Below are 21323 nucleotides of genomic sequence, written 5' to 3'. Positions count from 1 at the left end.
GAGAAATCATATATTTCTGTTAATTTATCCAGTATTGTAGAAGCAGGGAGAGGATTATGACATGTTTTTAGATGAAAGAAGTGCCGGCTTGCTTAAGCTGCTTCAGCATTCATCCTTATTAACAATGAAGGAGCTGGAGGAGCGAACCGGACTGACTAGAAGGCAGATTCAATATGGACTCGGCAAAGTCAACGACTGGCTGGAATATCAGGGCTATCCGTCTGTGCAGTATCAAAGGGGTTCTGGGTATTCGCTGACTGAAAAAATTCGTGAGCAGCAGTTTGAAATGAAGCTTTCGAAACGGACATACAGCTTTTCGGAGTCTGATCGGGAAAAGGTGTTTGGCCTGATGATTTTGCTGAGCCGGGAAGAACTGTCCGTCTTTCATTTCCAGTCATTAACCGGACTTTCCCGAAATACGGTATTAAAGGATTTGCAAAGGCTGAAGGAAAAGATGGAGCTTCTGGGATTGAAGATTCATTATTCCAAGCAGCATGGATACATGATGGAAGGCGACAGCCGGAAGAAGAGGGTTGTTGCAGAAAATCTTGTACGGGAGGTGCTGAACAGTACCAACAGCCGGCTGATTATGGAGTGTGTCTGGGCGGATAGGAAGAAGCAAATCCAATCGATCCGGGAAGGGCTGGAACAAATGGAACAGGAGCTGAGCATTGCTTTTACGGATGAACGGCTCCATGAGCTCACCTTTTTATTTCTCACTACCGACCAGCTGATTGCTAAGGGAGACGGACTTCAGATAGAGGAAAGCTGGGCTTCTCTTGTCACATCAGAAGAATGTAAATGGATTGAACGGATGACAGAGACGGAGGCCGTGCAGTCAGTGTGGAGCCAGACCGAAAAATTATATGCGGCACTTCATCTGTTAAGCATGAACCGAACGAAGGATCTGTCCCCGCTGAAAGAGGATGAAGTCATCCAGACCCTGCTTGCGAAAACAGTGGAAGAGTTTGAAAGACTGGCCTTTGTTCATTTACAGGATAAAGAACAGCTGTGCCGGCAATTATATGTTCATTTTAAACCGGCCTATTATCGGATCCGCTATGGAATCACTCAGTACAATCCGTTAACTGAGCGTGTTCAGAAGGTCTATCCGGAATTACATCATTTGACGAAAAAGTCGCTGAGGCTGCTGGAAAGCGAAATCGGCCGTCCGGTCTCTGAAAGTGAAGCCGCTTACTTTACCATCTATTTTGGCGGATGGCTGAGGCGGCAGGGAACGACGCTGGATGACCGGAAGAAAGCGATAGTCGTCTGCCCGAACGGAATCGGAATCAGCAATATCCTCATTTACACGCTGAAGGAATTGTTCCCGGATATTCTTTTTCTGGATGTTCTGTCAGTACGGAAAGCGGCCGACTATCCGCTGGCCTATGATCTTGTTTTTTCAACGGTTCATATGAGAACAGATGCGGTTCTGTTTGTTGTTCCGCCGATTCTGGAGCTGCATGATAAACAGATGCTCCGTCAGCAGGTGATGCACGAACTGTATGGCTATACACCGCAGCAGGCCGATGTCTCGGCATTGCTGAAAGTGATTTCGAAATACGCGTCGGTCCATGAACCGGATCAGCTGGAAAAGGCGCTCCGGCTTACACTGGCAGGCCAGGTGCCGAGGACGGCCAAATATTCATTAAAGGAGGCGGAAAAACCTGTGCTAGAAGAATTACTCACGAGCCAGACGATTCAATTGCAGCCGAGTGTCCCTAATTGGAAGGAAGGCATTCGCGCAGCCGCAAAGCCGCTCGTCGATTTAGGGACAGTGGAGGAAAGCTATGTGAAGGCGATGATTGAGGCGGTAGAGATGAATGGACCTTATGTTGTCATTACACCGGGCGTTGCCATCCCCCATGCAAGGCCGGAAGAGGGAGTCCGCTCGCTCTCAATGAGCTTGCTTAAGCTGGATGAAGCCGTGGACTTTGCCCCGGATAAACCGGTCCGCCTGATTATTGTGCTTGCGGCTGTTGATAATGATTCACATCTTCGGGCACTTGTTCAGCTTACACAATTGTTAAGTGAACCGGCCCATATTGAGAGTATGCTGGAAATATCAGATCAAACCAAGCTGATGGAGTTTATCCATCACTATACTAAGGAGGAAGCAGAATGAAAATCATGGTTGTATGCGGTAATGGATTAGGAAGCAGTTTCATTATGGAAATGAATGTAAAAAAGGCGCTTGCGGAAATGGGCAAGACAGCGGAAGTCGATCATACGGATCTTGCCTCTGCCAAAACGATGCAGGCGGATGTGTTCTTGGGAGCAGCTGATATTGTCGGCCAGCTTGATGACGGAAGCCGGACGATTGTGACGCTCGAAAATATGATGAGCATTCCGGAAATCAAATCGAAATTGGAACCGCATCTATCATAAGTCAGATAACAAAGGTGGAGAAACTATGCTGGATATAATTATGAATGATATATTGGGCACGCCCGCAATCCTTGTCGGTCTGTTCGCCCTGATTGGCTTGCTGCTGCAGAAAAAATCAAGTGCGGATGTGGTTTCCGGCACGCTGAAAACGGTTATGGGCTTCATCATTATCGGAGCTGGAGCAACCGTTCTGACAGGAGCACTCACGATTTTCAGCCAAATGTTCGATCATGCTTTCCATGTCGAGGGAGTCATCCCTAATAATGAAGCGATTGTCGCAGCGGCCCAAAGCGATTTTGGTACGTCGACAGCCTTGATCATGGTGCTCGGGATGATTTTCAATATCCTTTTGGCCCGGTTTACACCCTTTAAATATATTTTCTTGACAGGGCATCATACGCTGTTCATGGCCTGCTTGATTGCTGTCACCCTGTCAGTTGGCGGAATGGAAGGCTTCCCGCTGATTCTGATTGGCTCTATTATTCTAGGATTCTGTATGGTGCTATTCCCGGCCTTGCTGCAGCCGTTTGTGCGGCAGATTACCGGAAGTGACGATTTCGCGATCGGCCATTTCGGTTCCATCGGCTACTTTGTATCAGCGACTGTCGGAAAATGGTTCGGAAATAAGGAGAAAACGACCGAACAAATCAAGGTTCCTAAATCACTTGGCTTCCTTCGGGATACGTCTGTTGCCGTATCACTGACAATGACCTTATTCTTTGTGATTGTGGCCTTGTTTGCCGGCAAGGGATACATTGAAGCGGAGCTTTCCGGCGGATCGAATTTTATTGTCTTCTCTTTCATCCAGGCGATCACCTTTGCTGCAGGGGTTTATATTATCCTTGCCGGTGTGCGGATGCTCATAGCGGAAATTGTTCCTGCCTTTAAGGGAATTGCTGATAAGATTGCACCGAACACGAAGCCTGCCCTTGATTGCCCGACGATATTCCCGTTCGCGCCAAATGCCGTGATCATCGGATTTTTGTTCAGCTTTATTGCCGGTATCATCTCGATGTTCCTGCTTCCGGTTCTAGGCCTGAAAGTTATTGTGCCGGGACTTGTGCCCCATTTCTTTACAGGTGCAGCAGCCGGTGTATTCGGAAATGTAACCGGAGGCAGACGCGGTGCCATGGCTGGAGCTTTTGCCAACGGCTTGATTATCAGTTTTCTTCCGGCCATCTTGCTCGTCTTGATGGGGGATATCGGCTATAAAGGCACGACCTTTGGTGATGCAGACTTCGGTGTAGTCGGAGTCTTAATCGTCAGTATTCTAAAACTGCTTGGATTATCGTAATCTCTTATAGGAAAAAGCCTTTGGAAGCCCAAAGGCTTTTTCTCGTTTGATAGGCGGGAGCTGCCCATTATTTCCCGGAACATAATCTCTAAGTATCAGTATTTTGGTTAGGGGGAAAGCCGTTCTTTTTCTATATATATTTAGCTAAGAGTTTTATAAAAAAATAGGTGTTTTTTATGGTGAAAGGGGAATGAGGGAGCGTAAAAACACGCAATGTTTTCAAACATTCTCTATTGGGAATTTATAAACTTAAACCTGGAGTCTTTTCTCAAAAGGAGAGTTCATCAATGAAATCATTGAAAATAAAGTGGTTTAATTTCCTATCAAACTATTACTTAAAACATTACGATAAATGTTGCGACGCAAAAAGAAAGGGAATCTTATTTAAGAAAGCGTTGCATTATAATTCTATGTATATGGGTTCGATGGGGATTAAACCAGATTAGGAACAAACTGTACAGTATGCAGCCTGCCTCTCTATCGGGTAAAAAAACAGGCGGAGATTTCAAATCTCCGCCTGTTTTTATTATTTACGAATAAAGCGCCACACCAACCACTCCCGACAGGATGATGACATATGCCGGATGCCAGCGGAGCTTCAGCAGGGCGAACAGGGATAGCCCGAATATCAAGAAGTAGCTGATCGGCCGCCATGATAGCTCAAAGCTGAATAGATGGTTAGACAGCGCAAAAATCAAGGCTGCATAAATAATTAAGGCTGCGACAATCGGCCGTAATCCGTAAAAGGCGGCTTTCACAGTCGGGTGATGGTGGAACTTGCCGAAGAAAGTAGCTACAAGGACGACACAGATAACAGCAGGCAGCAGAATTCCCGCTGCAGCAATGAGGGCTCCGCCAAGCCCTGCAGCTGAATAGCCGACAAGGACAGCCATATTGGCACCGATTGGACCGGGAGACATGCCGGCAATGGCGACCATGTCTGTAAGCTGCTGGACGGTCAGCCAGCCATGCTCCGTGACAGCCGCTTCCATTACTGGAATCATTGCATATCCGCCGCCAAAGGAAATGAAGCCAATGAGGAAAAATGAACTGAATAATTCCCAAAATACCACGATGTTCCCCTCCTTTTAAATGCCGGCTCCCATGAAGTAGCCGTAATCGTCTTTATCTTTGTTTGATTTTTTTCGTTCTAATTCAATTTTCTTGCCGAGCTTGATTTTCAGTGCGACCGTTCCAATGCCGAGTAACGCGCCTGATGCAATCGCAAGAATCGGGTGAATGAAAAATAGGGCCGGGACTCCTAGTACAAACATGCTGAAGGTTGATTTATCGATGATGGCGGTCTTGATGATTTTAATCGCCGCAAATACGATAAGCGCGACGATGGTAATCCGAATGGATACGAAGGCCGCCTCTACTTTTGGATGATTCTCGAAAAATTTATAGAACGCGGCAAGGACAAGTACAATGAAGAAAGTGGGGATGGAGGAGCCGATCATGGCCGCTATCGCTCCCTTAATCCCGGCAATCCGATGGCCGACAAAGGTTGCTGCATTGATAGCGGAAGAGCCTGGTACCGTTTGCGCAACGGCAAAGACATCGGTGACATCCTCCCTTTTAATCCACTGATGTTTTTCGACAACTTCTTTTTCAATTAAGGGAATCATGGCAAAGCCGCCCCCAAATGTGACGGGTGATATTTTAAAAAAGGACCAAAATAATTGGAACAATACTTTTGTTTGATCTTTCATTTGTCTAACCTGCTTTCTCTTTTTCGCATAACATCTTCTTTCTTACCTTATCAAAAGAAACGAGACTGGTAAATTGCAAGAAAGTGATTGGGTATAACGCTTTGTTATACCAAGAAAATACATCAGTTTTATCGAGAAACCCCGCTATAAAGCGCTTTTTGGCTTCTTCCCGGACGGGTATGATATATTTGAATAGAAGGAAAGACGGAGGTTGTTTTAGTGAAAATCGAAAATTTGAAGATGTTCTGCCTGGTGGTGGAAGAAGGGAGCATCAGCCAGGCGGCAAGATTGAGCTTTGTGACTCAGCCTGCTGCGACAAGACAGATCCACCAGCTGGAGGACTTCTATGGCACCCTTTTGTTTGAACGGGTGGAGGGGAGACTGAAGATCACCGAAGCGGGGGAGCTGCTGTACCCTTTTGCAAAAGCGATTCTCAGTGACTTTTATCAATCCAAAGAAGTAATCGGGCGGTCCATCTCTGAATATAATGCAAGCCTGCGGGTAGGGGCATCGCTGACGATTGGGGAATACTTGCTGCCGAGTCTGCTTGGTGCTTTTAAGAAGCAGGAGCCGGATATTAAAGTGATGCTGACGATTAAAAATACCACACATATCCTTGAAGAGCTTTCCAATGATGTTATTGATCTGGCGTTAGTGGAAGGACTTTTTGACAACAAGGCTTTTAAAGTGAAAAAGTTTGCGGAGGATGAATTGATTCTTGTCGTTCCTCCCGGTCATCTTTGGGAAAATCGCAGGGACATTCCTATTGAAGAACTGGAAAAAGAGCGGATGATTTGGCGGGAATCCAGTTCAGGTACGCGGCTGATCGTGGAGAATACATTAAGGGAGCATGGGGTTCTTTCCAAGATTGAAAGCTATATGGAACTGGGGAGCACGCAGGCGATCAAAGGAGCTGTTGAAGCAGGTCTTGGTGTCAGTATCCTTCCGCGCTTAACTCTTATACGGGAATTGGAGCAAGGCTATCTAAAGGAAGTAGCCCTTTCAGGCATCAGCATTATCCGGAATTTATGGATGGTCAGCAAAGAAAGGCGCTATGACAAGCAGGCTGTGACAAAATTTGAAGAGTTCATTCAAGGCTGAAGGCCTATTAAAAGTAGACCGTCCGATTATTTCGGACGGTCTTTTTTATGAACTTCATATAAGAAGCCTGCGGTTGAATGAACAAAAATCGACATGATTCACTTTTTTAGGTTTCAAACCTTTGCTGAGGAGGTAAATAAGGAGGGTGTCATTATCTGAAAAATAGAAAATCATTCACGGAGGTTAGGGAGTATGAAGAAAGGTGTATTTGCCTCTTTTATCCTGATGATGGTATTGAGTGTTGCTCTTTCTGCCTGTTCAGGCGGCACGGGCGGAGGAAATGCCTCGGATGCTAAGGCCACAACGAAGGATAGCAAGGTGATTGTGAACTTTTGGAGTTTTTGGGGGTCAGAAACAAGAAGGCCGGTCATTGAAAAAATGATCAAAGATTTCAATGAATCGCAGGATGAAATTGAAGTGAAGCATACATTCGTTCCATGGGGAGATATTTGGACGAAAAATCTGGCTTCCGTTGCCGCAGGAAACCCCGCTGATGTGATTGTCGGGGATATTAACACGGTTGACCACCGTGCGAAGAATAATCAATCAGAAGACTTATCACAGTTTATAAATGAAGATATTAAAAATGAGCTGTACCCGAATCTGTGGGACTCAGTCGAGTATAAAGGAAAGTTCTATGGGGTTCCATTTACAACGGACACACGGCTGCTTTTCTATAATAAGGATGCATACAGAGAAGCGGGACTTAATCCAAACAAGCCGCCGGCAACATGGGCGGAACTGGAAGAGCATGCAAAGCAGCTGGACCAGAAGCAGGGAAATACATATAAGCGTATCGGCTTTTACCCAACATGGGGAAGCTTTGGAGCAGGAAGCTGGATGGCCAACGCTGACGGAGGAAAAGGGTTCTTCGAAGGCGAGGACATGTATATCAATACTCCGAAAAAAGCAGAGGCTCTTCAATGGTTAGTCGATTACAGAAAACGCATTGGCGAAAAGAATGTCCAGGCCTTTGAAGCGGAATTTGGCAGCGGGCAGACCAATCCGTTCATTTCCGGGAAGGTTGCCCTCTGGACAGATGTCGGAACTTTCTACACCCAGCTCCGGGATTCCAAAACGGATATGGACTTTGGCGTAGCGCCTATGCCTGCCTTTGAAAAAGGCGACCGCCATTGGAATGAAGGCGGGGGCTTTGTCCTTGAGATTCCAAAAGGGGCCAAGCATCCTAAAGAAGCGGCGAAGTTTATTGAGTACATGACCGGCGAAAAGGCTCAAAAATATTGGGCACTGAAAAACTATGACAATGTAGCGAATAAGAAGGCAGCCTTAAGCGTGATTCAGGAGATGAGCGGAAAGGAAAAAGAAGTGTATCAGCAGTCTGTCAAAAACCTGGATGATACAAAACTTCATCCGGTGCCAATCAGCTATCCAGATTACGCGAGTCTGGTAAATCCAAAAATCGATGCAGCCCTGCAGGGGAAACTCTCGCCTGAACAGGCGCTGAAGCAAGCTGAACAAGATGTGAAAAATTCAAAGAAATAAAAGACACGGCCGCCGGTGCAGGACTGTTCTGCACTGGCCGGCCTTCTTCTGCTATCTAATCAAAACAGCCTTTATTTTTACATAGAACCTAGGTATTTTCACCTATATCTTTAAGGCTTGGAGCTGTCCGGTTTTCTTAATCTCAGAAAGGAGCCTTCATATGAAAAATTCGGTGTTAAAAGAAGAAATACAGCAAGCGGCAGTTTATCCGGATGCTCTTCCATCAAACCAGCCGGTTGCGTCAGCCTCCAAAAAGACAAAGGCGAAAAGCGCCCGCAAGAAGCAGAGCAAACGGAGCCGAAAGGAAAATTGGATGGGCTATCTATTTATTTCTCCTTGGCTCCTCGGTCTTGTTTTTCTGACAGCCGGCCCTTTATGTTTTTCCCTTGCGGTCAGTTTTACAGACTATAATATTACATCCCAAATGAATTTCGTCGGATTCGAAAATTACAAGCACATGTTCACAGTGGATCAGTTATTCTGGACTTCCTTATGGAATACGCTGTACTTTGTCCTTTTTTCTGTTCCGCTTACGACGGCAGGCGCAATCTTTGTTGCGGTCCTGCTGCATCAAAAAATTCCGGGAATGAAGCTCTTCCGGACGATTTATTATCTGCCCGCCGTGCTTTCCGGAGTAGCCGTTTATTTCTTATGGATGCAAATGCTGAGCCCGACGAGCGGTTTAGTGAATACAGCGCTGGCCTGGTTCGGCATCCAAGGACCTGCCTGGCTGTTTGATCCGGAATGGACCAAACCGGCCTTAATCCTGATGAAGCTGTGGAGTGTAGGGGGAGGCATGCTGCTTTATCTGGCAAGGATGCAGAGTATTTCCGGAGAATTATATGAAGCGGCAGACCTGGACGGGGCCAATGTCTTTCAAAAATTTTTCCGGATTACACTGCCGATGATTACACCGATTATCTTCTTCGACATCATTACAAGTACGATTGGGGCATTCCAGATTTTCCAGGAGGCCTATGTCATGACCCAAAATGGAGACGGCGGTCCGTCGAACTCGCTGTTATTCTATAATCTCCATATGTGGAATAACGCCTTTGAGGTATTTAACATGGGCTACGCTTCTGCAATGGCCTGGTTCCTGTTCGTGATTATTCTCCTTTTAACGGTATTCAATATGAAATTCAGCAAGAAATGGGTGCATTATGATGGAGGGGATGACCGATGAATAATCAGGTAAAATTCTATCAAACGATGAAGTTCCGCAGAAGGTCGAAGCACGCGATTGTGCTTACATTGTTAATTGCAGGCAGTATCGTTTTAATTATGCCGCTTTTATGGATGGTGTCTACTTCGTTAAAATCACCGGCAGAAATCTTGAAGTATCCGCCTTCCTTTCTTCCGGAGGCTCTTCATTTTTCAAACTATGCAGAGGCATGGAAGACGGGGCCCTTTACCCGCTGGGGACTGAATACATTATTTATCGCCATTTGTGTCACAATGGGGAATGTGCTGGTGAATTCCTTTATAGCTTACGGTTTTGCGAAGATACGTTTTAAGGGGAGAAACAAATGGTTTGTACTTGTACTTGCCACCATGCTGCTGCCGGGATTTGTGACATTAATTCCACAATATATGGTGTTTTCCAAACTGCATTGGATTAACACGTATTATCCGCTGATTGTTCCGGCCTTTCTAGGAAGTGCGTTCTTCATCTTTCTGCTTCGCCAGTTCATGCTGACGATTCCGAATGAATACAGTGAAGCAGCCATCATGGACGGGGCGAGCCATTTTCGGATTTGGTGGCATATTATGCTGCCTCTGACTAAACCCGCTTTAATTACGGTGGCCATTTTGTCCTTTGTCGGATCCTGGAATGATTTACTGGGACCGCTTCTTTACCTGAATGATGAAAAGCTGTACACCCTGCAGGTTGGTCTGCAAACCTTCAAAGGCAGTGTTCAGGTCCAATGGCATTACCTGATGGCGATGAGTGTGATGGTCTTGCTGCCGACCTTGATTCTATTCTTTATCTTCCAACGATTCTTTATCGAAGGCTCCAATCTTTCGTCCGGAACGAAAGGATAGACGATAGGCTCGAGCCTGTTCCCAGGAAAGTCTCCGTGAATCTATACAGTTAAACAAAAAATCAAATTTCTCCCAGAGAAATTTGATTTTTGTTTATAGTCCAACTTCTTTTTTAAGTCTATTCGTTACGGAAGTACATGTGGATTAGGAGAGAGAATCCTGAATGGATTTTCATTCTATTAAATCCAAATTCTTGCCCAGCTAAAATAAGAAAACCATAAACGGGTTTTCCGGTCTGTTTTTTGGATCATCCTTCGCTTTTTTTTCTTTCCTTCAGTGGTATTCATCGCAATCATCCTTTATGAGTAGATTTTAATGCTAAAAAAACTGAATTATTATTCTATACCCTTCATGACTGGCTTTTACTCTTTTCGTGTTATTGGATGTTTATGGCTGCAGTGCTTTTCGACTTTTTGTTTGTATTTTACTTCCATAAGGATATAATATAGGTAAATCACATATAATAAAAAAAGGCACTGGGGTGGCAGTCCCAGCACCTTCTTTCAGACAACAAACTGCATAAAGAGCAGCGACGTCCAGTGGCAAGTGACAAGTTAGCTCAAAAAAGAGTAACCACACCTTGAAGCACCTTTGGTCGAGGGTAAGGGGGGTTACTTCTTTTTTTTATCAGAAGAAACCGTGATGATGGTTAAGACTAAGGTTGCGAACGATATCATCAACTCTAGAGCGTCTTTTACTGTCATCACCAGCGTCACCTCCTTTCTTAGGAGATGTGCCGCTGCCCGCTATACCGCTATATTGTCTTCCTTCATTATACTATAATTCCCAATATATAACTGTTTTATTATCCTCGTTATATCTGAATCCCTCCATTTCATCTGTATATATTATAAATAGAAGGGAGCGAACGGGATTCATCTATTTGACAGAAAAACTTCAGAGTGCTATATTATCTTTAATTAAAGATATTCAACTTAGAGACATTTCCTTTAGGAGGGTTTTGGATGAACGAGTTAAAAGGGATTCACCATGTTACGGCCATCACTAGCAGTGCGGAAAAAATTTATGAGTTCTTCACATATGTGCTGGGGATGCGTTTAATTAAGAAAACAGTCAATCAGGACGATATCCAGACCTACCATTTATTCTTTGCAGATGACAAAGGTAGTGCCGGAACCGATATGACCTTCTTCGATTTTCCAGGCATTCCGAAGGGAATTCATGGGACGGACGAAATTTCTAAGACATCTTTCCGTGTTCCGGATGATGCTGCATTAGATTACTGGGTGAAGCGTTTCGACCGCCTGGATGTAAAACATACAGGCATTAAAGAGCAATTCGGCAAAAAGACCTTGTCTTTCGTCGACTTCGATGATCAGCAATATCAATTGATTTCTGATGAAAAGAATGCCGGTATCGCTTCAGGCACTCCATGGGAAAAGGGACCGATTCCGCTTGAGCACGCGATTACAGGTCTTGGACCAATCTTTGTCCGCACAGCGCATTTCGATTATTTAAAAGAAGTCATGGAAAAAGTGCTTCTCTTTAAGGAAATTGGACAAGAGGGAGCCTTCCATTTGTTTGAGATGGGAGAAGGAGGAAACGGCGCTCAAGTGGCAGTCGAATCAAATACCTTCCTTCCGCAGGGACGCCAGGGCTATGGAACGGTCCATCATGCCGCCTTCCGGGTGGAGGATCGAAAGGTTCTCGAAGAATGGATTGAACGGATGGCAAGCTTCCGGTTCCAAACTTCCGGCTATGTAAACCGGTATTTCTTTGAATCCCTGTATTCTCGGGTCGCTCCGCAAATCCTGTTTGAATTTGCAACAGACGGTCCTGGCTTCATGGGGGATGAGCCGTATGAAACACTTGGCGAAAAATTATCCCTGCCGCCATTCCTTGAGCCGAAGCGAGAGGAAATAGAAAAAATGGTCCGTCCCATCGACACGGTAAGAAGTACAAAAGAATTCACAAAAGAATAAATAAGACAGGCCTCGTGTGGAAGGGTTTCTTCCATTCGAGGCTTTTTTTGTGCCGGAATTCTGAGCCGTTAGCACCAAAGTTCGCAAGAAACCTCCAAAAGGGAATTACGAATTTTTCATTCGAGGGCCATTATAGTAAGATAATAGACAAAGAAAAAGGTTTGGAGGGAAGTGTATGAAGATTAAACCGAGAAGAACCCGGCCGCGGCCTCTGCTTCTGCTTATTCCGCTAGTCGCTGCCCCGCTGCTTATCTATGGAGGCTATCAGTATGCTAAGCAGGTAGCGTCGGACAAGCTCGTGGATAGCCTTACCTCTGAAATGGCGAATAGCGAAGAACTGGATCAGATTGCCCGTTCTTTAGAAAAGGATCCGGAGCTGACGAAGCTGCTTGAGGAGCAAGAGGCGGATACGGAGATAGCTCCCGACCGCGCAAATATAGAAGCGGAACAAGCAGACAGCCCTCCGGCAGCAGAGGAAACAGCTGTGAACCGTGAAGCGGAAACGAAGGCGGAGACGAAAGCGAAGGAAGATCTGCCGTTTGAAACAAAGGAAGAAGCTGCGGAGACCGTGATCAAGAAGGTCGGCTTGAAAAAGCTCGGTCAAATGAAGATGGATGTAGAGAACGGCTCGATGTCGAAGCAAGAGGCCATGCAGGAGCTGAAGAGTGAGCTTTCGGAAGAGGAAGTGACAGCATTAAAGGTGATTGCTTTAAAAGAAATGGAAAAAAGGAAATGATTTTGAATCGGACGGCCTGAATATAGGCCGTTTTTTTATGCGAATAATGTGTTACCTTCGCCATACATATATAAATAGAGGCAACAGGGTCTCGCACATTTGAGGTGATGGGATGAGGAGGCATAGAAAACCGCTTCCCGTGATACTGGCGGCGCTCGCCGTAATTTTAGTCAGTGGTTTTTGGTTGTTGCGTATGCCGGGGGGCGGGCCGGAAAAAACGGTGCGGGAGTTTTATGAATACGAAAGCAATGCCGACTTTTCCAGTTCCTATGAACTTCTTCATGAAGAGATGAAGGAGCGGTTTCCGGAAAGGGCGGGCTATGTCCAGAATAAATCGCATGTTTTTCTCCAGCATATGGAGGTTGAGACCTTTTCTTTTAAAGTGGGGAATGCCGAAAAAGTGAAGAATTGGAAGATGGATGCTGAACATAAGGCGCATAAAACGGCTTATGAAGTTCCGGTTACCCTGGAATTTGAATCGAGGTTCGGCATTTTTACTATTGAACAAAATTGTTACGCGGTTAAGGAAAAAGGAGAATGGAAGCTTTTGTGGGATTATCATTTTTAGCAAGACTGTGAGATTCATAAGGCATGCAAGCTGCGGCATTTTAGACTACCCTTCTTATTCAGCGAAGGATTGAGAAGGGGGCGCTGTAGGTATGTCGATACAAGGGGGAAGTCAGTTAGCGCAATGCCGCCGCTCGCTGGATAAAAGTCAAGACGGCGAATTTGCATTCAGGCTTTATTTGTCCGGGAGAGCTGGCTGATCGCTTTTAGGATGAACATTTTGTCTTGGGCTGTCAACATAGCCCAGCTGCCTGCTTTTATTTTCATATTCAATCCGCTCCTCTTTTGGAAGAATTTTAAATTAATTGATTTGTACTCCTATTTTACCGTCTTTTTATACAATTTAAACAACAAATATTCCAACAAATGTCTACAGCACTAGCTAGCAATTTTATGTTTTTTCGTCGAAAAAAGACTGCCTCTACAAGATAGGCAGTCTTTTTGTCATGAAAAGGTTCATGAAAATTTAATTTTTTAGGACTAAGTGTTCCTGCATCATGTTTTGTAGACGTTTTTTCTCGTCGTCATTGACCTGCAGATAATAAACTCCGCCGATTTTTGTTCCAGTTCCCTGGATGTTCAGCTGCTCGATATCACCGGCGGCTGTCCGGTAATTCTTCTGGATATCGACCATCTCGTTAAACGTCAGGTTCGTCTGAATATTATCGCTTAATGATTTTAATATATCGCCATAATTGCTCAAAGAAGAAAAAGAAGCTCCTTCTTTCACGACTGCTTCAATCACCTGCCGCTGTCTGGATTGGCGTCCAAAATCACCGTTTGGATCATCATATCTCATTCTTGAATATTTCAGGGCATCCTGTCCATTTAGTGTAAGTGGACCTTTTTCAAAATGAACCCCTTCATATGTGAAATCAAGCTGATTATCAACGGTCACACCGCCCACTGCATCCACGACATCCTTGAATCCTTCCATATTGATTTTCATATAATAATCAATCGGAATATCAAGGAAGTTCTCAACAGTGTCCATGGACATTTCCACGCCTCCAAAAGCATAGGCATGGTTGATTTTATCCTGGGTTCCTTTACCCACGATTTCCGTTCTCGTATCACGCGGAATGCTCAGCATTTTCACGGATTTCTTTTCAGGATTGACAGTCATGACGATCATGGAATCAGATCTGCCCCTGTCTCCTTTTCGCTCGTCCACTCCAAGCATAAGGACGGAAAACGGTTCTTTCTTATCAAGGGTTACTTGCTTGTCCCGTTTATCTGATTTATCACGGTCAATCGGTGTATGCATCGTATCCACAGCGCTGTTCAGCGATCGGTATACGGAGAAGGCCAAAACCCCTCCTGCTACTATAAAAAGGGCCACTATAATTCCGAGAATCTTCGGCCATTTTTTCTTACTTTTTTTTCTCCTGCTCATGAATGTCTCCCTTTCTTTCTATAATACTTGTATTATATAAGAAAAATTTCCAAATGGATAGGTAAATTTTATGAAGGAAGGGGAATGGCAGGATGGTGCGCGTTGAAAATCTCGTTAAAAACAAGGGAACCATTAGTCCTGTTATGTTCTCGAAAAATGTTCTTTTGCGCGTAGAATCCGTGACTATAGATCTATAGTTGGTATAGGTAATTTAGGTTGTTGATGAAATTTCCTCTTGAAGTTCGGGGCACATGGCTTGACTGCTGCATAAGATACCATGATTTCTTTGAAAAGAGGATATACGGATATCTGTTGGAACAGCACAGCATTCGATTGTTTGTTGAAGAAAGTTCCTTAAAAGTGATGGGTCAATGTACATTTGCAGGGAAAATGGGTAAATGGCAGATACCGTTCTGGAGACAAGGCGCATATACATGCAGTATGAATATCATTAAAGTATAAATAACTATATGGGGGATTGTGGAATTATGGATGAATTTTTGGCATTGCCGTTTATTGACAATCTGATAGGCAAGCAAGTGCAAATTTCTTTAGACGGTTCAGAAACTCAAGAAGGCATACTCATTTCTGTTGAAACAGATTACTTGGTTTTGTATTCAAATTCTGAGCTGACATTCTTGGCTTTAGCGCCTATTACAAGTGTGCAGGTGAATTCCAGAAGCACGGCAGCCGACTCCGAGGAGACGTTAGAATTACTTGAAGGGATGACGGATTTTCCTGAAACCTTGGCTGATTTAACTGAAGCGAGCATAGGGAAATTGGTAAGAGTGAATGATGGATCTACTTCTTCCTATTATGGAAGGATTGTCGAAACCCAAGAAGATTTCTTCGCTCTGTCCACAGAGGATCAAGGATTGCTTTTTTATCAATATCACTTTGTTAACAGCTTCACGTTTGTAAAAGAAGACACTCCGGCAGAAGTGCCGACATTTGAGCGGGAATTCCAATTCTTAAGACCGGCAGAATCTCCATCTGTGCCTGAGTCTTCTGGTGACATTTATGATGATCTGCTGGCACCTGAAACGGAAGCAGGCCTTGAATCAGATGAAGAGGTTGCAGCTCCGCCAAGCTTGCTGACTTTCGATCAGCTGCTGGCCCGTCTGGACCGCAATTGGGTGACGATCCGTCTTGAAGAATCAACCATCGACGGCCTGATTATTGAGACAGAAACAGGATATGTTGTACTGGTCAATGGAGAGGAGCTGTATTATGTCCCAACTGAGCATATTCAGAGCTTAGGCTTGGGTGTAATGGCCGAGCAGCCTGCAGCCCCTGCACCTGCTGCTGCAGAAGAAACAGCAGAAACAACAGAAACAGCGGCACCTGCAGTAAAGGGGGTAGCGGCAGCACTCGCCAAATCCAGAGTGAAATCCAACAATACGTTTAAAAAAATGTGGATCGATAACCTAATGAAGGTTGCCGAGGGAAACACTCCACAATCATGATAAACCACTAAGGTACAGCACCTATAGGTTGTTGTGCCTTCTTTTCAATTAGCACGTGGACAACCAGTTGGAAAGGGGATCGAAAGCAGTGTTTGATGATGCTGTCGGCAAGTCCGTTCAGGTGAAAACGATTGGAGGACTTCAGGAGGAAGGAGTGCTGGCGGCCTGGGGTGATGACCTTTTGATTATCCGCCAGAATGAATTGGATCACTACATTCCGGTAAGGCAGGTTGTACAGCTCATACTTGGGGATGGCGGCAAGTTTGTGCCGGAAGCCGAGCGCGAGACATCCTTCCGAAAGCTTCTCATGGCTTCGAAAGGAAAAGATATCGAAATTCTTTTAGAAAAGGACAGGCCATTAAAGGGGTATATCACAAGTGTAATGACCAATTATTTTGTGCTGCATTCCATAGATTATAAGACCGTATTTGTTCCGATGGTGCATGTGCAGCGAATCAGGTTCAGTGTGGGAAATGACTGCCGCCGGATGACCCCGTGGTTTCCTTCCTCGAACGGAATCTCGCTGTCCAGGACTTGGGAGGATCAGCTGAAAAAAATGAGGGGCAGAAAGGTGGCGCTGGACCTGGGTGCCGATCCGCTGAAGAGAGGCAGGCTGAAAGAAGCAGGACAGTCAATGGCTGTGCTGCTGTGTGATAACGGGGAAGAGGTGAGCTGGAATACCAGGTATATTACCTGTTTTCATTTTATATAGAAGAAAGCCGGAATCATGGGATGCCGGCTTCTGCTTTTTAATATGCGCTAATCTATTTTTTCTTTTCGATATTTTCATAGACAGCGGCAAGGGCTTGTTCAAATTTGCCGCTCTTTTTTGGTTCGTAATATTTTTTAGTTTTCAGCTTGTCAGGAAGATACTGCTGTTTCACCCAGCCGCTTTCATAGTCGTGGGGATAGAGGTAATCCACGCCGCGGCCAAGCTCCTCGGCCCCTTTGTAATGGGCATCCTTCAGGTGGGCCGGGATCTCGCCGCTCTTTCCGGCCCGTATATCAGCCAGGGCAGCATCCATCGCCTTGTAGGCTGTATTCGATTTAGGTGACAGGCACAGCTCAACAACAGAGTTCGCCAGCGGAATCCGGGCTTCCGGAAATCCAAGCCGCTCTGCCGCTTCAACGGCGGCCAGGGCACGGGGGCCAGCCTGCGGGCTCGCAAGGCCGATGTCTTCATACGCAATCACAACCAGACGTCTGGCGATGCTGACAAGGTCTCCGGCTTCGATCAGTCTCCCTAAATAATGGAGAGCGGCATTGACATCGCTGCCTCGTATCGATTTTTGGAAGGCTGAGAGCACATCATAATGGGCATCGCCGCCTTTATCATGCGAAAAGCTCTTCTTTTGGATACATTCTTCTGCGATTTTGACATCGACGGTTATCGTGCCTGAGTTATCCGGTTCGGTCGAAATGACGGCAAGCTCGAGAGCGTTCAGGGCACTGCGGACATCGCCGTTCGACGCCGTTGCCAGATGGAACAGCGCTTCTTGGCTGACATCCGTCTGATAGGTGCCAAGTCCCCGCTCTTGATCATGAAGGGCGCGTGACAGGGCCTGGACGATGTCGTCCGCTTCCAGCGCCTTCAATTCAAAAATCTGACAGCGGCTGCGGATTGCCGGATTGATAGCATGATACGGGTTGCTTGTCGTGGCGCCAATCAGCGTGATGCTGCCGTTTTCGAGGTGCGGCAGAAGGAAATCCTGTTTGGCTTTGTCGAGACGGTGTACCTCATCAAGCAGCAGGATGACTTTGCCTGACATTTTCGCTTCCGCCGCGACGATTTCCATATCCTTTTTATTATTGGTCACTGCGTTCAAAGTTCGGAAAGCGAATTGAGTGCTGCCGGCAATCGCGCTGGCAATCGAGGTTTTTCCGACACCTGGCGGCCCGTACAGGATCATGGACGACAGCTGCTTCGCTTTGACCATCCGCTGAATGATTTTTCCTTCCCCAACGAGATGCTCCTGCCCGATCACTTCTTCGATGGTGCGCGGCCGCATCCGGAACGCAAGCGGTTTTATCTGCATAACGATCTCTCCTTTTTTATAAAATAACATACTTTGCGTCTGCGTGGGTAATGGGGAGATTGATCGGATGATGGATGGAAATAGCAGGGGGGACATGTCTTTATGGTGTGAAGAACCGGGGAATGGGGAAGGCTGATAGCAGAGAATTCAATTAATAATGGAAGTAATCAGCCAAATGGGATGGAATTTAGAGAAGAAGCGGATCATGCTCCGGTTTTGGAAAGCGCGGCATGCATTTATCGGGGAGTTATGCTATACTTTCCACAGTGAGTAACCAGAGAGAGTATCGGGAAAATAGAGGTGTTGTTATGAAAATTTCGACAAAAGGACGTTATGGACTGACGATTATGATTGAATTGGCCAAGCATTATGGTGAAGGCCCCAAATCGTTAAAGTCTATTGCCCAGACGCATGAATTGTCCGAGCATTATTTGGAGCAGCTGATTGCCCCGCTTCGGAATGCGGGACTGGTGAAAAGTGTCCGCGGTGCGTATGGGGGATATATTTTATCAAGGGAGCCCCAGGAGATTACTTCCGGTGATATTATTCGCGTGCTGGAAGGCCCGATTTCCCCTGTGGAGGGAATTGAGGACGAAGAGCCGATTAAGCGTCAGCTTTGGATGCGTATCCGTGATGCCGTGAAGGATGTCCTGGATAATACGACGCTTCAGGATTTGGCCAATTATAAGGGAATCGAACAGGATTCCTATATGTACTATATTTAATGCACAGTGAAGGAGCCTTTCCTAAAGGCGCCTGGTTTTTGAATGGAGGCAATGAAAAGTGAATCGAATGTATTTGGATCATGCGGCGACTTCGCCGATGCATCCTGCAGTGATAGATAAGATGATGTCCGTGATGCAGAAGGATTTTGGCAATCCTTCAAGCATCCACGCGTACGGAAGGGAAGCGCGCCATATTCTGGATCAGTCAAGGACCGTAATTGCCGACAGTATCGGCGCTGCCCAGAATGAAATTATTTTTACGAGCGGCGGAACAGAAGCGGACAATATGGCATTGATCGGGACGGCTGAGGCCTATAGCAGCCGCGGAAAGCATATCATCACAACGGAGATTGAACACCATGCCGTGCTCCATGCAGCCCATTATTTGGAGAAGCGAGGATTCGAGGTAACCTATCTTTCGGTCGATGCAGAAGGCAGAATTTCTGCGGAAGATGTCAAAGCGGCGCTTCGGGAAGATACCATTCTTGTTTCCGTTATGTACGGTAATAATGAAGTGGGCTCGGTTCAGCCGATTGCTGAAATCGGTGAAATTGTGAAGGGTCATCAGGCGTACTTCCATACGGATGCGGTTCAGGCATATGGCTTGGTTCAGATCGATGTGAAGGAATTGAATGTGGACTTATTAAGTGTTTCTGCGCACAAGATCAACGGGCCGAAGGGGATTGGCTTTTTATATATGCGGGACGGCTTGAAGCTGCAGTCCCGGTCCATCGGAGGCGAGCAGGAGCGAAAACGCCGGGCAGGGACGGAAAGTGTACCGGCAATTGCCGGTTTTGCTGAGGCGGTTAAGATGATGGAAGCGGACCGTTCGAAGAAAGTGAAACAATACGGAGAGTTCAAAGACGCCATGCTTGATGTTTTTAACCGTTCCGGTTTACAATATGAAGTCAATGGAGCAAGCGGGCAAACCTTGCCGCATGTGCTGAATGTAAGCTTTCCGGGAACGAATGTTGAATCGATGCTTGTGAATATGGATCTGGCCGGAATTGCTGTTTCCAGCGGGTCTGCCTGCACAGCCGGTTCCATCGAGCCTTCCCATGTCCTTGTCGCAATGTTCGGCAAAGGATCGGAACGCACGAAAAACTCCATTCGTTTTAGTTTTGGTTTGAACAATACGTTAGAAGAAGTGACAGAGGCTGCTGAGAAAACGGCGACAATTGTCAGCAGGCTTGTTGATTGATAAATGAGGTGACAGGATGAAGAAAGAGCCAAAGGATACACGTGTCGTTGTCGGCATGTCAGGCGGTGTGGATTCATCGGTTGCGGCCCTGCTTTTAAAAAATCAAGGCTATGATGTAGTTGGGATTTTCATGAAAAACTGGGACGATACGGATGAAAACGGCGTCTGCACGGCAACTGAGGATTATAATGATGTAATTGCAGTCTGCAATCAGATTGGCATTCCTTATTATGCCGTCAATTTTGAAAAGCAATATTGGGATAAGGTGTTCACCTACTTCCTGGATGAATACAAAGCAGGAAGAACCCCGAATCCTGACGTGATGTGCAATAAAGAAATCAAGTTCAAGGCATTCCTTGAGCATGCGGTCAGCCTTGGTGCCGATTATTTGGCAACAGGTCATTATGCACAGGTGGAATACCGCGACGGCGATTATAAAATGCTTCGCGGCGTGGATGAAAATAAGGACCAAACGTATTTCCTGAACCAGCTGACACAGGAACAGCTGGAAAAGGTCATGTTCCCGCTGGGGCATATTGATAAGAAGGAAGTGCGGGAAATTGCCAGGGAAGCAGGTCTTGCGACGGCAGCGAAGAAGGATTCTACCGGAATTTGTTTCATCGGGGAACGTAATTTCAAAACCTTCCTCAGCGGTTATCTGCCTGCACAGCCGGGAGACATGATGACGATGGACGGCAGGAAAATGGGCCGCCATGACGGCTTGATGTATTACACGATCGGCCAGCGCCACGGTCTTGGCATCGGCGGAAGCGGCGAACCCTGGTTCGTTGCCGGCAAAGACTTGGAGAAAAACATTCTGTATGTTTGTCAGGGCTTTGATAACGATGTGCTGTTCTCAAACTCTCTGCATGCTGTGAATATGAGCTGGGTTTCCAACCATGCTCCTGCAGAAGAATTCACCTGCACAGCGAAATTCCGTTACCGTCAAAAGGACAGCGGCGTAACAGTGAAGGTGCTGTCAGAAGACAAGGTCGAAGTCATTTTTGATGAACCGGTGCGTGCGATTACACCTGGACAGGCTGTTGTCTTCTATGATGGGGAAGTCTGCCTTGGAGGCGGGACCATTGATGAAGTGTTTAAAGAAGGCCATAAACTGACATACGTCGGTTAAGAAGAGAATCCCCAGCTTGCTTGGCAGTTGGGGATTTTTTATGCTGGACTGTGTTATAATTTTGGATGAGAAAA

General features: G+C 46.0%; 20 protein-coding genes. 15 read left to right on the top strand and 5 right to left on the bottom strand.

All coding sequences use genetic code 11. The annotated features are described in order from the left end of the window. Positions 1–61 precede the first annotated feature (61 nt). From BQ4305_RS06275 to BQ4305_RS06265, 3 genes are read left to right on the top strand one after another with little or no spacing between them, the layout of a single operon-like run. On the top strand, positions 62–2128 hold the full coding sequence (locus tag BQ4305_RS06275) for a BglG family transcription antiterminator (protein WP_110927001.1): 2067 nt from the start codon (positions 62–64) through the stop codon (positions 2126–2128). Then, positions 2125–2391: a PTS sugar transporter subunit IIB gene (locus tag BQ4305_RS06270; protein WP_110927000.1), complete on the top strand. Its 267-nt coding sequence runs from the start codon at positions 2125–2127 to the stop codon at positions 2389–2391. The genes BQ4305_RS06275 and BQ4305_RS06270 overlap by 4 nt, the downstream gene beginning before the upstream one ends. A gap of 25 nt (positions 2392–2416) precedes the next feature. Next, positions 2417–3685 (top strand): PTS ascorbate transporter subunit IIC, encoded by a 1269-nt coding sequence (locus tag BQ4305_RS06265; protein WP_110926999.1) that lies wholly within the window; start codon positions 2417–2419, stop codon positions 3683–3685. Between the two features lie 530 nt (positions 3686–4215). Here the strand turns inward: BQ4305_RS06265 and BQ4305_RS06260 are convergent. After that, entirely contained in the window at positions 4216–4758 is a 543-nt protein-coding gene (locus tag BQ4305_RS06260) for a chromate transporter (RefSeq protein ID WP_110926998.1), read from the bottom strand. Between the two features lie 15 nt (positions 4759–4773). Then, on the bottom strand, positions 4774–5397 hold the full coding sequence (locus tag BQ4305_RS06255) for a chromate transporter (protein WP_110926997.1): 624 nt from the start codon (positions 5395–5397) through the stop codon (positions 4774–4776). Between the two features lie 219 nt (positions 5398–5616). Between BQ4305_RS06255 and BQ4305_RS06250 the strand changes: the two genes are divergently transcribed. From BQ4305_RS06250 to BQ4305_RS06235, 4 genes are all read left to right on the top strand, one after another. Continuing rightward, the gene (locus BQ4305_RS06250; RefSeq protein WP_110926996.1) at positions 5617–6498 is read left to right on the top strand and encodes a LysR family transcriptional regulator; all 882 of its coding nucleotides are present in this window, start codon (positions 5617–5619) and stop codon (positions 6496–6498) included. Positions 6499–6690: 192 nt separating this feature from the next. Further along, positions 6691–8001, top strand: coding sequence for an ABC transporter substrate-binding protein (locus BQ4305_RS06245; RefSeq protein ID WP_110926995.1), 1311 nt, complete (start codon positions 6691–6693; stop codon positions 7999–8001). 160 nt (positions 8002–8161) lie between these two features. After that, on the top strand, positions 8162–9187 hold the full coding sequence (locus BQ4305_RS06240; RefSeq protein WP_110926994.1) for a carbohydrate ABC transporter permease: 1026 nt from the start codon (positions 8162–8164) through the stop codon (positions 9185–9187). Beyond that, complete coding sequence (locus tag BQ4305_RS06235; protein ID WP_110926993.1) at positions 9184–10047, top strand: carbohydrate ABC transporter permease; 864 nt, start codon at positions 9184–9186, stop codon at positions 10045–10047. Before BQ4305_RS06240 ends, BQ4305_RS06235 begins: the two co-directional genes overlap by 4 nt. Before the next feature lie 611 nt (positions 10048–10658). Here the strand turns inward: BQ4305_RS06235 and BQ4305_RS21820 are convergent. After that, on the bottom strand, positions 10659–10751 hold the full coding sequence (locus tag BQ4305_RS21820) for a putative holin-like toxin (protein ID WP_267888094.1): 93 nt from the start codon (positions 10749–10751) through the stop codon (positions 10659–10661). Positions 10752–11012: 261 nt separating this feature from the next. Here BQ4305_RS21820 and BQ4305_RS06230 point away from each other — a divergent pair, with 261 nt between their 5' ends. The 3 genes from BQ4305_RS06230 (at position 11013) to BQ4305_RS06220 (ending at position 13294) form a co-directional block, all read left to right on the top strand. Then, positions 11013–11990, top strand: a complete 978-nt coding sequence (locus BQ4305_RS06230; RefSeq protein ID WP_110926992.1) for a ring-cleaving dioxygenase — start codon at positions 11013–11015, stop codon at positions 11988–11990. A gap of 175 nt (positions 11991–12165) precedes the next feature. Continuing rightward, positions 12166–12726 (top strand): hypothetical protein, encoded by a 561-nt coding sequence (locus BQ4305_RS06225; protein ID WP_110926991.1) that lies wholly within the window; start codon positions 12166–12168, stop codon positions 12724–12726. A 112-nt stretch (positions 12727–12838) separates the two neighbouring features. After that, positions 12839–13294: a hypothetical protein gene (locus BQ4305_RS06220; RefSeq protein WP_199880592.1), complete on the top strand. Its 456-nt coding sequence runs from the start codon at positions 12839–12841 to the stop codon at positions 13292–13294. A gap of 465 nt (positions 13295–13759) precedes the next feature. Here the strand turns inward: BQ4305_RS06220 and tagU are convergent, their stop codons facing one another. After that, positions 13760–14689: a polyisoprenyl-teichoic acid--peptidoglycan teichoic acid transferase TagU gene (tagU, locus tag BQ4305_RS06215; protein WP_110926989.1), complete on the bottom strand. Its 930-nt coding sequence runs from the start codon at positions 14687–14689 to the stop codon at positions 13760–13762. 488 nt (positions 14690–15177) lie between these two features. Between tagU and BQ4305_RS06210 the strand changes: the two genes are divergently transcribed. Further along, on the top strand, positions 15178–16155 hold the full coding sequence (locus BQ4305_RS06210) for a hypothetical protein (RefSeq protein ID WP_110926988.1): 978 nt from the start codon (positions 15178–15180) through the stop codon (positions 16153–16155). Positions 16156–16243: 88 nt separating this feature from the next. Beyond that, positions 16244–16867, top strand: a complete 624-nt coding sequence (locus BQ4305_RS06205; RefSeq protein WP_110926987.1) for a hypothetical protein — start codon at positions 16244–16246, stop codon at positions 16865–16867. A gap of 52 nt (positions 16868–16919) precedes the next feature. Here BQ4305_RS06205 and BQ4305_RS06200 read toward each other — a convergent pair whose 3' ends face one another. Continuing rightward, positions 16920–18191 carry a replication-associated recombination protein A gene (locus BQ4305_RS06200; RefSeq protein WP_110926986.1) on the bottom strand — a complete coding sequence of 424 codons (1272 nt, stop codon included), beginning with the start codon at positions 18189–18191 and terminating at the stop codon, positions 16920–16922. 308 nt (positions 18192–18499) lie between these two features. Between BQ4305_RS06200 and cymR the strand changes: the two genes are divergently transcribed. The 3 genes from cymR to mnmA are packed head-to-tail and all read left to right on the top strand — an operon-like array spanning position 18500 to position 21249. Further along, positions 18500–18916, top strand: a complete 417-nt coding sequence (cymR, locus tag BQ4305_RS06195) for a cysteine metabolism transcriptional regulator CymR (protein WP_110926985.1) — start codon at positions 18500–18502, stop codon at positions 18914–18916. A 58-nt stretch (positions 18917–18974) separates the two neighbouring features. Then, positions 18975–20117: a cysteine desulfurase family protein gene (locus BQ4305_RS06190; protein WP_110926984.1), complete on the top strand. Its 1143-nt coding sequence runs from the start codon at positions 18975–18977 to the stop codon at positions 20115–20117. A 16-nt stretch (positions 20118–20133) separates the two neighbouring features. Beyond that, positions 20134–21249, top strand: a complete 1116-nt coding sequence (gene mnmA / locus BQ4305_RS06185) for a tRNA 2-thiouridine(34) synthase MnmA (protein WP_110926983.1) — start codon at positions 20134–20136, stop codon at positions 21247–21249. The last annotated feature ends 74 nt before the right edge of the window (positions 21250–21323 follow it).

This window comes from Bacillus massiliglaciei, assembly GCF_900098925.1.
In the GTDB taxonomy this organism is placed as follows: domain Bacteria; phylum Bacillota; class Bacilli; order Bacillales; family DSM-1321; genus Peribacillus; species Peribacillus massiliglaciei.
This window is presented reverse-complemented; position numbering and strand designations above follow the sequence as displayed.

What these genes read in the sequence shown, in the direction of transcription:
- mnmA (WP_110926983.1), top strand. Translation starts at nt 20,134, where the DNA reads ATGAAGAAAGAGCCAAAGGATACACGTGTCGTTGTCGGCATGTCAGGC.
- BQ4305_RS06200 (WP_110926986.1), bottom strand. Translation starts at nt 18,191, where the DNA reads ATGCAGATAAAACCGCTTGCGTTCCGGATGCGGCCGCGCACCATCGAA.
- BQ4305_RS06270 (WP_110927000.1), top strand. Translation starts at nt 2,125, where the DNA reads ATGAAAATCATGGTTGTATGCGGTAATGGATTAGGAAGCAGTTTCATT.
- cymR (WP_110926985.1), top strand. Translation starts at nt 18,500, where the DNA reads ATGAAAATTTCGACAAAAGGACGTTATGGACTGACGATTATGATTGAA.
- BQ4305_RS06225 (WP_110926991.1), top strand. Translation starts at nt 12,166, where the DNA reads ATGAAGATTAAACCGAGAAGAACCCGGCCGCGGCCTCTGCTTCTGCTT.
- BQ4305_RS06220 (WP_199880592.1), top strand. Translation starts at nt 12,839, where the DNA reads ATGAGGAGGCATAGAAAACCGCTTCCCGTGATACTGGCGGCGCTCGCC.
- BQ4305_RS21820 (WP_267888094.1), bottom strand. Translation starts at nt 10,751, where the DNA reads ATGACAGTAAAAGACGCTCTAGAGTTGATGATATCGTTCGCAACCTTA.
- tagU (WP_110926989.1), bottom strand. Translation starts at nt 14,689, where the DNA reads ATGAGCAGGAGAAAAAAAAGTAAGAAAAAATGGCCGAAGATTCTCGGA.
- BQ4305_RS06235 (WP_110926993.1), top strand. Translation starts at nt 9,184, where the DNA reads ATGAATAATCAGGTAAAATTCTATCAAACGATGAAGTTCCGCAGAAGG.
- BQ4305_RS06240 (WP_110926994.1), top strand. Translation starts at nt 8,162, where the DNA reads ATGAAAAATTCGGTGTTAAAAGAAGAAATACAGCAAGCGGCAGTTTAT.
- BQ4305_RS06255 (WP_110926997.1), bottom strand. Translation starts at nt 5,397, where the DNA reads ATGAAAGATCAAACAAAAGTATTGTTCCAATTATTTTGGTCCTTTTTT.
- BQ4305_RS06275 (WP_110927001.1), top strand. Translation starts at nt 62, where the DNA reads ATGTTTTTAGATGAAAGAAGTGCCGGCTTGCTTAAGCTGCTTCAGCAT.
- BQ4305_RS06230 (WP_110926992.1), top strand. Translation starts at nt 11,013, where the DNA reads ATGAACGAGTTAAAAGGGATTCACCATGTTACGGCCATCACTAGCAGT.
- BQ4305_RS06210 (WP_110926988.1), top strand. Translation starts at nt 15,178, where the DNA reads ATGGATGAATTTTTGGCATTGCCGTTTATTGACAATCTGATAGGCAAG.
- BQ4305_RS06265 (WP_110926999.1), top strand. Translation starts at nt 2,417, where the DNA reads ATGCTGGATATAATTATGAATGATATATTGGGCACGCCCGCAATCCTT.
- BQ4305_RS06245 (WP_110926995.1), top strand. Translation starts at nt 6,691, where the DNA reads ATGAAGAAAGGTGTATTTGCCTCTTTTATCCTGATGATGGTATTGAGT.